The 12,596-nt window shown below is 65.6% G+C and carries 11 protein-coding genes and 1 tRNA gene; 10 read left to right on the forward strand and 2 right to left on the reverse strand.

Annotated elements, in window-relative coordinates; genetic code table 11:
- Positions 1–30: 30 nt before the first annotated feature.
- The 5 genes from glnII (at position 31) to QF777_01465 (ending at position 5,429) form a co-directional block, all read left to right on the forward strand.
- Complete coding sequence (glnII, locus tag QF777_01445) at positions 31–1,119, forward strand: glutamine synthetase GlnII (GenBank protein ID MDP6910215.1); 1,089 nt, start codon at positions 31–33, stop codon at positions 1,117–1,119.
- Between the two features lie 226 nt (positions 1,120–1,345).
- Complete coding sequence (locus QF777_01450; GenBank protein MDP6910216.1) at positions 1,346–1,972, forward strand: hypothetical protein; 627 nt, start codon at positions 1,346–1,348, stop codon at positions 1,970–1,972.
- A 69-nt stretch (positions 1,973–2,041) separates the two neighbouring features.
- Complete coding sequence (locus tag QF777_01455) at positions 2,042–3,769, forward strand: NAD+ synthase (protein ID MDP6910217.1); 1,728 nt, start codon at positions 2,042–2,044, stop codon at positions 3,767–3,769.
- Positions 3,766–4,230, forward strand: coding sequence for a hypothetical protein (locus QF777_01460; GenBank protein ID MDP6910218.1), 465 nt, complete (start codon positions 3,766–3,768; stop codon positions 4,228–4,230). The genes QF777_01455 and QF777_01460 overlap by 4 nt, the downstream gene beginning before the upstream one ends.
- A gap of 233 nt (positions 4,231–4,463) precedes the next feature.
- The gene (locus QF777_01465; protein MDP6910219.1) at positions 4,464–5,429 is read left to right on the forward strand and encodes a sigma-70 family RNA polymerase sigma factor; all 966 of its coding nucleotides are present in this window, start codon (positions 4,464–4,466) and stop codon (positions 5,427–5,429) included.
- A gap of 75 nt (positions 5,430–5,504) precedes the next feature.
- Here the strand turns inward: QF777_01465 and QF777_01470 are convergent.
- A tRNA-Sec gene (locus tag QF777_01470) sits at positions 5,505–5,600 on the reverse strand.
- 225 nt (positions 5,601–5,825) lie between these two features.
- Positions 5,826–6,611 carry an HAD-IB family hydrolase gene (locus QF777_01475; protein ID MDP6910220.1) on the reverse strand — a complete coding sequence of 262 codons (786 nt, stop codon included), beginning with the start codon at positions 6,609–6,611 and terminating at the stop codon, positions 5,826–5,828.
- A gap of 98 nt (positions 6,612–6,709) precedes the next feature.
- Between QF777_01475 and QF777_01480 the strand changes: the two genes are divergently transcribed.
- The 5 genes from QF777_01480 (at position 6,710) to topA (ending at position 12,575) form a co-directional block, all read left to right on the forward strand.
- A complete protein-coding gene (locus QF777_01480) occupies positions 6,710–6,883 on the forward strand; it encodes a hypothetical protein (GenBank protein MDP6910221.1) in 174 nt (57 codons plus the stop codon).
- A gap of 247 nt (positions 6,884–7,130) precedes the next feature.
- Complete coding sequence (locus QF777_01485; GenBank protein ID MDP6910222.1) at positions 7,131–7,511, forward strand: STAS domain-containing protein; 381 nt, start codon at positions 7,131–7,133, stop codon at positions 7,509–7,511.
- Positions 7,508–7,954: an ATP-binding protein gene (locus QF777_01490; protein MDP6910223.1), complete on the forward strand. Its 447-nt coding sequence runs from the start codon at positions 7,508–7,510 to the stop codon at positions 7,952–7,954. The genes QF777_01485 and QF777_01490 overlap by 4 nt, the downstream gene beginning before the upstream one ends.
- A gap of 108 nt (positions 7,955–8,062) precedes the next feature.
- Complete coding sequence (gene nhaA, locus QF777_01495; protein MDP6910224.1) at positions 8,063–9,457, forward strand: Na+/H+ antiporter NhaA; 1,395 nt, start codon at positions 8,063–8,065, stop codon at positions 9,455–9,457.
- The gene (topA, locus tag QF777_01500; protein ID MDP6910225.1) at positions 9,450–12,575 is read left to right on the forward strand and encodes a type I DNA topoisomerase; all 3,126 of its coding nucleotides are present in this window, start codon (positions 9,450–9,452) and stop codon (positions 12,573–12,575) included. The genes nhaA and topA overlap by 8 nt, the downstream gene beginning before the upstream one ends.
- Positions 12,576–12,596 lie beyond the last annotated feature (21 nt).

A 12,596-nucleotide genomic window follows, 5' to 3' on the forward strand; every position in this document is an offset into this window, starting at 1 on the left:
TCATGAAACCGCTCCCCCCGTAGGTTTCACGTGTCCGGCAACGCGGCCGGCCGACCAGGTCTGTTTAATCGACCCACCGACCGACCCAAGGATCAGGAGATCACCATGGCCATCAGGGCTGAGTACATCTGGATCGACGGCACCGAGCCGCTTCCCTACGTTCGTTCGAAAACCAAAATCATCGAGGACCCACAGGACCTCCCCATCTGGGGTTTCGACGGTTCGAGCACCAATCAGGCCCCCGGCGACAACTCAGACTGTGTGCTACGACCCGTGTTCTCGTGTCCGGACCCGATCCGTGGCGGTGAAGACATCCTCGTGCTGTGCGACGTCTGCCTCCCCGACGGGAACATGACCCCGCACCCCACCAACACGCGGGCTGCCTGCGTGGAGGCATTCGAGAAGTACGCCGACCAGGAACCGATCTTCGGCATCGAACAGGAGTACACCTTCTTCCAGGAGGGTCGCCCCTTGGGTTGGCCGGTTGAGGGCTATCCAGCGCCGCAGGGCCCCTACTACTGTGGTGTGGGCGCCATCGAGGTCGCCGGCCGTGACATCGTCGAAGCGCACACCAAGGCCTGCATCGACGCCGGCCTGGCCATCTCGGGTACTAACGCCGAGGTCATGCTCGGCCAGTGGGAGTTCCAAGTCGGTCCGATTGACACCGTGGCCGTGGCCGACCAACTCTGGATGGCCCGTTACCTGCTGTACCGGGTGGCCGAGGACTTCCAAGTGGACGCCTCGGTGGCCGCTAAGCCCATCAAGGGTGATTGGAACGGTGCCGGTGCGCACACCAACTTTTCTACCAACGCAATGCGTGAGGGCTACGACGCCATCATCACGGCGTGCGAGTCGCTGGGTGCCGAGGGCAAGCCGGCGGAGCACATTGCCGGTTATGGCCTGGGTTCCGAGGAGCGCCTCACCGGCGCGCACGAGACACAGCGCTTCGACCAGTTCAGTTACGGCGTGTCGGACCGCGGCGCATCGGTCCGCATCCCGTGGCAGGTGAATCTAGATCAAAAGGGCTACATCGAGGATCGTCGCCCTAACGCCAACATGGATCCGTACGTGGTCACCCGTCTGATCACCAACACCTGTTGTGAGGCCCTCGCCGGCTGATCGGTCCAAACATTCGACCGGTTTTGCCGGTCGCTGTTCAATGCCCCCGGGTTCCACGCTCGGGGCATCAGCCTTTTGACCGATGTTTTCGGCGGGTTTTCTTTATCCGGTTCTCTCTTGGCCTTCATCGTCTCCTCATCTGGCCCCTGCATCGTTGTCTCCAGGCCGCCGACCGACGGTGCCACGGAGCCCGGTACATCGAGACCTGGGAGAACTGGAGCAGGCGATGAATAAGAAGATGACGATCAGGGTGGTCGCTACCGCGGTGTCGCTGATGGCGGGATCGGTTCTGGTGGCCACGCTGTCGCCGATCGGCACGGCTGGTGCTCATTCGTCGGCGGAAACCCCGGCGGATACTTCGGCTGATGCCTGGGCCGGCGCACGGATGGACCGGGCGGCACGGATGACTGAGAGGCGCGAGCAGTTCGCCGATTACAGAGATGCTGATCGCCCGGATAAGGGTGAGAGGGCCGGAGAAAAGTTCGGCTACGGCGAACGCTTCGGAGGCCAGGGTCAGATGAAGCAGAAGTGGGATCGACGGACCCACTTCTCCATTCAGGTGGCCGACTTCCTGGAGATGGATCGGAGAGGCCTCGGTATGGCCTTGCGTGACGGCGCGACTTTGGCCGAGCTGGCCGGCGATCGGGTCGACGAGTTGGTGGCTGAGTTGGTGGCTACGGCGTCCGAGCGAATCGAACAGGCTGTCGCCGACGAGAAGCTGGACCGTGACCGGGCCGACGAGATCCTCGCCGGCGCCGAGGAGAGGGCCAAGTCCCGAGTCAACGGCGAGCACCCCACCCGTCGTGGTGGTCCGTCCGGTCTCCACTGGTCGATGCGCCGTCTAGCTTCCTGACGGGAGTCCGCCCCGGCTTTCGTCCCCTCCACGGCTCGGGCGGTGGAAGCCCGTCGGTACGCTGGGACCATGACCCGGGTCCGGCTGGCGATGGTGCAGATCGACACGGTCGTCGGCGACCTGGACGGCAACGTCGACCGGGTGCTGGCCACCCTCGATGAGGTGGCCGACTGTGACCTGGCGCTCTATCCGGAGATGACGGTCACCGGGTATCCCCTCGAGGACCTCGTCCACAAGCCCGGCTTCGTGGTCCACAGTCGTGAGGCCGTCGAACGGGTGGCCGCGGCGAGCGGTTCGTGCACCCTGGTGGTTGGCTTCGCAGATGTCGGGCCCGATGGGCCGGACGGCCCGGCCTACAACGCGGTGGCCGTCTGCCACGGTGGCCGGATCGTCGGGACGTACCACAAGGAGTGCCTCCCCACCTACGACGTGTTCGACGAGGCACGGGACTTCGCTCCGGGCACCGCTCCGCTGGTGCTCCACCGCATCGGCGGGGTGCGGGTGGGCCTAGCCATCTGTGAGGACCTGTGGGTGGCCGGTGGCCCGGTCGAACGCCTGGTGGCCGGTGGTGCCGACCTCATCGCCACGGTGAACGGATCGCCCTACCATCTGGGCAAACAGGCTGCCCGGGAGTCGGTGGTGGCCGCCTCGGCTGCCTCCTCGGGCCGACCGGTGGTCTACTTGAACCTGGTCGGCGGCCAGGACCAGTTGGTGTTCGACGGCGGGTCGATGGTGGCTGACTCTTCGGGACGAATCGTGGCCCGGGCGCCGCGTTTCGATGAGGCCGTGGTGATCGTCGATGTTGATGCCTCCAGAGCTGGAGCCGACCCCGTGAACGATCATGCTTCCCCGCAGGGCACCGCCCTGCCGGTGATCGAGGTTTCCGAGGAGGTCGAACGGCCGGACCATCTGGTGGTGCCTGCGCTGGCCCCACTGGACGAGACGGCCGAGCTCTACGGGGCACTGGTGGCCGCCACCCGCGGGTATGTCATCAAGAGTGGCTTCACCGACGTGTGTCTTGGCCTGTCGGGTGGCGTGGACTCGGCGCTGGTGGCCACCGTCGCGGCCGACGCCCTCGGCCCAGACCACGTCCACGCGGTCCTGATGCCGTCGCGTTACTCCAGCGACCACTCGGTGGACGACGCCCAGGCACTGGTCGCCTCTCAGGGAATCGATGCCCACGTCCTTCCCATCGAGGAGGCCCATTTGGCTCTGACCGGAGTATTGGCCAGAGCCATCGAGGGGGGCCCGACCGGCCTCGTCGACGAGAACCTGCAGGCTCGTATCCGAGGCGTGCTACTGATGGGCCTGTCCAATGCCCACGGATGGATGGTGCTGACCACCGGCAACAAGAGCGAGTCGGCGGTCGGCTACTCGACGCTGTACGGCGACACGGCGGGGGCCTACGCGGTGATCCGGGACATCTACAAGACCAGGGTCTATGACCTATGCCGGTGGCGCAACGCCGGGAAACCGGGGATGGACGGACAGCCGGTGATTCCCGAACACATCCTCACCAAGCCCCCGTCGGCCGAGCTACGTCCCGACCAGACCGACGACCAGAGCCTCCCGCTGTACGACGTGTTGGACCCGCTGCTGGAGGCCTACGTGGAGGGCAATCGAACCCGAGCCGAACTTGTGGCCGATGGCCACGACCCTGATCTGGTGGACCGGGTGGTCCGCCTCGTGGACGGAGCGGAGTTCAAGCGTCGCCAAACGCCGCTCGGTCCGAAGGTGACCACACGTGGTTTCGGCCGCGACCGTCGCATGCCGATCGTCAACCACTTCCGTGGGTGACTGCCGTGACCGATGCGCCGTTGGGTGAGGGACCGACAGCACTCACCACCGAGGGTGGAGCCCGCGAGTTCATGCAGTTGGCCGACCTCTGCGAGGCGCTGGCCGGACAGTTGGGAGATTGGTCGACCGACGGGGCCGATTTCGCTTCGGCCGCCGCGATGGCCTCCCTTTCGGCGCGTCTCACCGAGCACGCTGGATGGTGGCGCGACCAGGTCCCCGAGTCGGTGTTGTTGGCCGAGGTACGCGACGCAGCCTCGGACCCGGTTCGACTGGCCGCCGTGCTGGCCATGCTCGATGTGGCGCCCTCGGCGCGGACGGCGGCTGTCGCCCCGGTTCTGGACGGCGTGGTGGCCCACCTAGTGGGACTGGCCGATCGACTCTCGCCGGTCGGTGATGCACCGGCGCGTCGCGTGCTGCGGTTGGTGCTCGCCGATCTCGCGGACCGGCCTCGCTATCCATGAACCATTGTTCCGTGGCGGGCTATCCATGACAGTCTCCATCGGTATCGTCATGCTTCGTGACGCCGGTCACCTTTTCGTGTTGGCATCGAGAGGGTCGTGGATATGGTGACGGTCGATCGGGGGAGTGGGGGCAACGTTGTCATCCGACCCACCGTTCGCTCTTCGGGGCGAGCCGATCGGGTTTGTTGACAGGCGAATGATTCGGTGAACGACGGTCCCGTAAGACGGGCCGGATGTTCCCCCGGCTGGAGGAGACGAGGGTGGCCAAGGAGCGGGTCGAACGGGACGAGGAAGACCTCGTCCGGCTGTATCTCACCGATATTGGTCAGTATCCACTGCTGACCAAGGAGGGTGAGGTTCGCCTCGCCCAGCAGATCGAAGCGGGCACCGAGGGCCGGGCCGAGATGTCTGCCAAGGGCGACAGCCTCACGCCGGTCCGCAAGCGTGAGCTGAAGCGCAATATCAAGCGGGGCGAGGAGGCCGAGCGCACGTTCGTCCAGTCCAACCTCCGACTGGTTGTCTCCATCGCCAAGAAGTATCAGGCCTCCGGGCTGCCGTTACTGGACCTCATTCAGGAGGGGAACCTCGGTCTGATGCACGCCGTCGAGAAGTTCGACTGGCGCAAAGGCTTCAAGTTCTCCACCTACGCCACGTGGTGGATCCGTCAGGCCATCACCCGTGGCATTGCCAATACCGGACGGACCATCCGCCTTCCGGTGCATGCCGGCGACACCCTGGCCCGCTTACAGAAGGCACGGTCCCGCCTCGAGCTGAAGTTCGGACGTCAGGCCACGCTTGCTGAGCTCTCGGCCGAGGTCGAGATGCCCGAGGAGAAGGTGACCGAGGCGTTGCGCTTCGCGGCCGAACCGCTGTCGTTGAGCGAACCGTTGCGCGAGGACGGTGATGCCGAACTAGGTGACGTTGTCGAGGACCGGGCGGCCGAGTCGCCGTTCGAGGTCGCAGCCACCTCGCTGCTGCCCGAGGAGATCAGCCGTCTACTGGCACCGCTGGATACCCGTGAACGGGAGATCCTGAAGTTGCGCTTCGGGCTGGACCGGGGCGAGCCCCGCACGCTCGAGGAGGTCGGGGAGCACTTCAACCTGACCAGGGAGCGGATCCGTCAGATCGAGGCCCGGGCCATGTCCAAGCTCCGTCACCCGAGCAGCGATACAGGCGCACGCGACCTGCTGGCGGTCTGAGAAACCAGCCACCAGGTTCGGACCGTCCCACCAACGGGCCGGCCGCCCGACTCGTTCATCGGGTCGGGCGGCGACTGGCGGAGGTGGACGGGAATCGAACCCGCCGGACGGGGGTCGCCCGTCCCACCCGCTTTGAAGGCGGGGGAGCCCACCAGGTACTCAGACACCTCCATCGGTGACGGTACGGGATCGGGCGTGATCCCACCACTTCGCAACGGGTAACTACCCCGTGCGCGACGCGGGGTCCGGACCTAGCATGAGGACCATGAAGAAGCTTGTGATGTTGGCTGTGCTCGGCACCTTGGTTGCCGTCGCGGTCAAGAAGGTCCGCTCGATCTAGAGCACCTGACGGGTGGCTAGGCCAGTTGGTCTTGTCGCTCGGTCAGCCCGGCCGGTTCAGTCGGCCCGCCGGCGTCCGATACGGCGCGCCAGGGCCACAATGGCGGCCACCATCAGAGCGGAAAGTGTGGTCGCCGCGATCCAGTTCCGATCAATGGGAACCCGGTCCCCCAAGGGCACTGGATTTTCGAACTCCCGGATCAACCAACCTTGGATCTCGGCCGTCCGACGGAGATCCCGGTCGGGGTTCACGGCCACCGGATGGCCGACCACGTCCAGCATCGGCAGGTCGGTGACCGAGTCCGAATAGCCCCACGATCCCGCGAGGTCGATGCCTCGGTCGGCAGCCAGTCGTTTGATGGCGTACGCCTTGTCTGGGCCTTGAGCGTAAAATTCGACCTCCCCGGTGTACTTGCCGTCAGCATCGACCTCTGGGGTGGTGGCGATGAACTCGTTGACACCGAGGTGCTCGGCCAGCGGGGCCACGATCTCTACTGGTGACGCCGACACCAGGATCAGCAGGCGCCCCTCGGCACGGTGGTGGGCGAAGAGGTCGAGGGCCTCGTCGTAGACAATGGGTTCGATGACCTCAGCCAGATGGTCACGGGCGAACCGCTTCAGGGTTTCCTGATCCCAGCCGGCGGCCAGGCGGAGGGCGGTCTGGCGGGCCCGGGCCATGCTCCCCTCGTCGGCGCCGAAGAACCGGAACAGAACCTGACCCCAGGCGGCCCGGAGGGCCATTGGTGCACTCAGGTAGCCGGCCCGATGGAGTGCCGGCCCGTACGCGGCCATCGACGCCCTCGCGATGACCGTCTTGTCGAGGTCGAAGAAGGCCGCCTCCACGAATCCGATCCTATTGCGCTGCCTCGGGTCGGGACTGGGCACCGTCAGGGGTTAGACCGGTTCCTGCTCCTCCATCGGGGTCGAACGATCGCGTGGGAGTGGTGATCGAGATCTACTGGCCGGTGAAGAGCGGACGGGGGACGGCGATGCTCGAAAGGGGTCCGGGTAGCGGCGGACAGTCGCCGTCGCACCGGGTGGAGGACGCGGTGATCGACTCTGCAAGCTTGAATCCGCAGAACATCGACGTCAAGCGGGTGGTCGATGGCGACTGAACGACGGCGACTATCCACCACCTGGTTCGGATCGACACGCCGTTGATCGATCCGACGCTGCCTGATGTGGTGCTGACCGCCTTGGCCGTGATGTTCCTGAAGTGAGGTAGGCCTTTCTCGACATGACGGCCTGACTTCAGAGAAGTCCGCAGGTCGTTCTTGTGAGGGACCGGGGTCGGATCGGTGGTCTAGCGTTGGTGGCGAACCGAGCCGGGCCGGATCGACCACACGGAGGGGAATCAGACAGGTGCAACTCGACGTCCTCAGCCGTGACCTGCGTCCGTCCGACACCTCGGTTGGCCCGGCTGCCGTGGTGCTGACCGTGTTGGGTGATCTCGACATGGCTGGCGCTCCCAGTCTTCGTCAGGCCGTGGTGACCGTGGTGGACGGTGGCGCTCGGCTGGTGGTCCTGGACTTGACGGCGGTCGACTTCGTGGACTCAGCGGGCCTCGGCGTGGTAGTCGGCGCCCTTCGGCGGCTCCGGGCACACGACGGTGATCTGGTGGTGGTGTGTCCTGAACCTCGGATACGTCGCGTGTTCGAGATGTGCGACCTCGACCGGGTGTTCGCTCTGCACCGGGACGTGGACGCTGCCGCGGCGGCCATGGATGGGCGGGCGCTGGCATGAACGGGGTCCCAGTGGCGGGTATCGAGTTGACCGTCCCTCCGCATCCCGAATTTCTGCAGTTGGTACGTGCCGTGGTGGGTGCGGCCGCCGGCCCGGGCGGCGGTACCGAATCACCGCTCGAGCCCGGACGGGTGGCCGACCTCCGACTCGTGGTATCCGAGGCAGTCACCAACGCGATCGAGGCCCAGAACGCGATCGGTGCGTCAGACCGTGTCCTAATCCGATGTCGGGTGGGGGACGACAAGGTGTTGGTCGAGGTGGTGGACCACGGCCCCGGGTTCGATCCCGACGCGATCCCGGACCTGCCCGATGTGGAGACCCCGGAGCGGCTTCGCCACGAGTCGGGCCTCGGTGTGGCGTTGATGCATCGCCTAGCCGACAGGGCTGAGGTAGAAAGCGGTCCAGACGGTACGACGGTCCGTCTCACGATCCGCCCCGGTTGACCAGCCCCCCCGAGGAACAGCGCCCCCAGTCCTGAAGCTGGTGTCCAAAGGCGGGCATCCATAGTGATGGCACAGGGTGACGGTTACCGTTCGTGCGACGCAACGGCGGTGGAGATCAACCTGATCCCGCTGGAGACGAACCCCGAGGGAGTGCTGGAAGCAACGATGTCAGGTCCACAATCTGGATCCAGACCCACATGGTTGGGCAGTGACCGTCCTCTGGCGCGCACCATCGGCCGACCTGTCATGCGGTTCCTGGGCATCGAGGCGGCCGGCGGCATTCTGCTCATGGTGGCCACCGTGGCGGCCCTCTTCTGGGCCAATTCTCCCTGGTCGGGTAGCTACCACGATTTCTGGCACACCGAGGTCCATCTAGGGATCGGCGATCTGCGACTCGAACACCACGGGCACCCGCTGACGCTGGTTCAACTGGTGAACGATGCCCTGATGGCCATTTTCTTCTTCGTGGTGGGCCTCGAGATCAAGCGTGAGTTGGTCACCGGTCATCTGCGCGACCGTCGGGCCGCCCTGCTCCCGGCCGCCGGGGCACTAGGCGGCATGGTCGTCCCGGCGCTGATCTACTTCGCCTTCAACTCGTCGGGTGACGCCTCGGCCGGCTGGGGGATTCCTATGGCTACCGACATCGCCTTCGCCGTCGGGGTGCTCTCCCTGCTAGGCAACCGGATCTCGACGCCCCTGAAGGTCTTTTTGCTGTCGCTGGCCATCGTTGATGACATCGGGGCGATCCTCGTGATCGCCGTCTTCTACACCAGCGACCTGGCCGGCGAGTGGCTGGTGCTGGCTGTCGCCGCCACGGTGGCCGTCGTTCTCCTGACCCGGTTCAAGGTCTGGTACACGCCGCTGTACATCGTGTTGGGATCGGTGCTCTGGTACGCCATGTTCCGCTCTGGGGTGCATGCCACGATCGCCGGGGTGATCATGGGACTCTTGGCCCCGGCCGGTGTCCTCCTCCAGCCGGGCGAGGTAGCACCCATCGACGTCGGGTCGTTGAATGCCGACGGCCTTCGGGAGGCCAAGTTCCGGATGAACGAGTCGGTCTCTGTGGCGTCCCGGCTCGAACACCAACTTCACCCCATAACCGGGTTCATAATTATCCCCGTCTTTGCGCTGGCAAACGCAGGGATCGAGATCAGTGGGGACTCCTTACGCGACGCGCTCGGCTCCGGGGTGACCATCGGCGTGGCCATCGGGTTGGTGGTCGGCAAGGCGGTGGGTGTCAGCCTGTTCACGATGGGAGCAGTACGGCTGGGCATCTCGGCGTTGCCGTCGGGGGCGACTATCCGGCATATCGTCGGGATCTCGACCATTGCCGGGATCGGTTTCACCGTCTCGCTGTTCGTGACCGGACTGGCCTTCGACGACCTGGCGATACAGGACGAGGCCAAGGTGGGCATCCTCCTAGCCTCGATGGTCGCAGCCCTGGGCGGCGTGGCCATCCTGCTGGGTGCCCGATCCACTGATGAGGGGGCAACCCATGGGTGACGCACTGGTCATCGTCGAGTCCCCGGCCAAGGCCAAGACGATCGCCGGCTACCTCGGTGACGGTTTCGTGGTGGAGTCCTCCATCGGCCATGTGCGGGACCTGCCCATGCGTGCCTCGGACGTTCCGGCCGCCTACAAGGGTGAGCCGTGGGCCAAGACGGGCGTCGACGTCGACAACGACTTCAAGCCGCTTTACGTCGTCAACGCCGACAAGAAACAGCAGATGGCGAATCTCAAGCGCCTGCTGAAGAAGGCTGACGTCCTGTATCTGGCTACGGATGAGGATCGCGAGGGTGAGGCCATCGCCTGGCACCTGCTTGAGGTCCTCAACCCCAAGGTCCCGGTCCATCGGATGGTCTTCCACGAGATCACCAAGGGGGCCATCACCGAGGCGTTGGGCAACACCCGTGAGTTGGACCGACGACTGGTCGACGCCCAAGAGACCCGTCGGATCCTCGACCGTCTCTACGGCTATGAGCTCTCACCGGTGCTTTGGCGGATGATCGGTGCGGGCCTGTCGGCAGGTCGCGTGCAGAGTGTGGCCACTCGCATGATCGTGGAACGCGAACGTGACCGGATGGCCTTCAATTCGGCCGATTATTGGGACCTGAATTGTGCCATGGCAACCCGTGTCTCACAGGGCACGGGAGCAGGATTCACCGCGCGCCTCCTAGAGGTTGACGGTCGGAGGGTGGCCCTCGGGCGGGACTTTGGTGATGACGGACACCCACCGCGGGCCGACGTTCTTGTCCTAGACGAGACGTCAGCGGGCGCCGTACGTGACGATCTGGAGGGGCGACCCGCCACCGTCGAGGCCGTCGAACCCAAGCCGTACCGGCGCCGACCGTCGGCACCGTTCACCACCTCGACTTTCCAGCAGGAGGCAGGCCGACGCCTCAGGCTCTCTGCATCGCGGGCCATGCATGCCGCTCAGGGTCTGTACCAGAAGGGGTACATCACCTACATGCGGACCGACAGCACCACGCTGTCGGACACGGCGGTGCGGGCCGCCCGGACCGAGGCCACCGAACGCTTTGGTTCCGACCACGTCCCCGACGCGCCCCGGACTTACGCCAACAAGGTCCGTAATGCCCAGGAGGCGCACGAGGCCATTCGGCCGGCCGGCGACCGCTTCCGTCACCCCGATACGGTCCGTGGCGAGCTTCCCAAGTCTGAGGCCGACGTCTACGAGTTGGTGTGGCGCCGCACCGTTGCTTCCCAGATGACCGACGCCACCGGCGAGACAGTCCGCCTCCGAATGGGGGCCGATCTGGCGTCGGGCACGGGTGTCGACGGGGTTGGGTCCCGGGCCACGCTGGCGGCCAGCGGAACCGTCATCCAACATCAAGGATTCCGCCGGGCTTACGAGGAGACCCGTGACGAATCCCCTCGTCGTGGTGCCGAGGCCACCGACGACGATGACGGCGACGCCACAGAGTTGGTGCTTCCAGCGGTGACCGTTGGCGAGGTTATCGACGTGGTGTCGGCAACCGCAGAAGGCCACACCACCCAGCCCCCGGCCCGCTACACCGAGGCCTCGCTCGTCAAAGGAATGGAGGAACACGGCGTGGGCCGGCCCTCCACCTATGCCTCCATCATGGAGACCATCCAGCGGAAGTACGTGTTCAAGAAGGGCACGGCGCTGGTGCCGACGTTAAGTGCATTTGCCGTCACCAACCTGCTGGAACAGCACTTCCCCCGCCTCGTCGACTACGACTTCACGGCGGGTATGGAAGACGACCTCGATGACATCGCCAACGGTGAGGCGGAGAGCGTTCCGTGGCTGCACGCCTTCTACTTCGGGTCCGATGCTGACATCGGTCTGCACGCCAAGGTCACTACCCGCCTCGGCGAGATCGACCCCCGGGGGGTAAGCACCGTTGAACTCGGGGCGACGCCCGACGGCGAGCCGGTGGTGGCCCGTTTCGGCAAGTTCGGCCCGTACGTTCAGGTGGGCGACGAGACGGCGTCGATCCCCGATGACGTACCGCCCGACGAGCTAACGGTGGCCCGGGCGCTCGAGTTCCTGCACGCTCCGGCTGACCGGGAGCTGGGTACCGACCCCGACACGGGACTGGTGGTCGTGGCACGTTCCGGACGATTTGGCCCCTACGTGTCGCTCGGCCGTCCACCCGAACGCCCTGCACCGTCGTCGCCGGCCGGTCGTCTCATGGCCCTTCCGGGCAACCGCAAGGAAATCGGCGTGGCGCTCGGTTACCTGCGTCTGGCTGCCGGCCGGCTCGACCTGGCCGCGGCGAAGAAGGTGCTGAACGTGCCGGCGCGCGGGGTCAGCGCGTTGGCTCTCAAGAAGGTTGTCGAGGCGACTGAAGTGGGGCTGCCGGTGTTGGAGGTCCTGCGGGACACAGAGGCCCTCGGTCTCTCGGCCAAGGCCTGTGCCGGCATCGAAGCCTTCCTGTCCCTCGGGGAACAGTTGGCTGGCTTGCGATCCGAAGGGCCGCGTGCCGTGATCGAGGCGGCTCTGGAATCCTCGGGCTATGGAGCTGAGATCCGGGCTGCTGATGACGGTGGCGAGGCTCGCCTCGCGAACCTGGAGAAGCTTTCTGACGCGGTGGACGGGTTCGAAGACATCGATTCACTTCTCGATGAACTAGACCGCCAGGCCGGTGCCGATGACGTCCCGAAGCCCAAGACGGCTTCGCTGTTCCAAACCATGACGTTGGATCGCATTACCTTCGACGAGGCGCTTGAGTTGCTGAGCCTGCCCCGGACCGTGGGTACCGATCCGGCTGACGGGGTCGAAGTCACCGTGCATAACGGTCCCTACGGCGCCTACCTCCGGAAGGGGTCGGATAGCCGCAACATCGAGACTGAAGAGAAGCTCCTTACGATCACGCTCGAGGAGTGCCTGGCGCTCCTGGCCCAACCAAAGCGACGTGGTCGTAACGCCCCGAAGCCGCCGCTGCGCGAGTTGGGTACCGATCCCGAGAGCGGGAAGACGATCTTCCTCAAGGACGGCAACTGGGGCCCCTATGTGACCGACGGGGAGTTCAACGCCTCGTTGAAGCGCGGCGACGCTGTCGAGGAGCTCACCGACGAACGGGCATCAGAGTTGTTGGCTGAACGACGTATGAAGGGCCCAGCCAAGAAGAAGCGTTGATTGGTGGCTGGCTGCGCCCGG

Source organism: Acidimicrobiales bacterium (assembly GCA_030747595.1).
In the GTDB taxonomy this organism is placed as follows: domain Bacteria; phylum Actinomycetota; class Acidimicrobiia; order Acidimicrobiales; family MedAcidi-G1; genus UBA9410.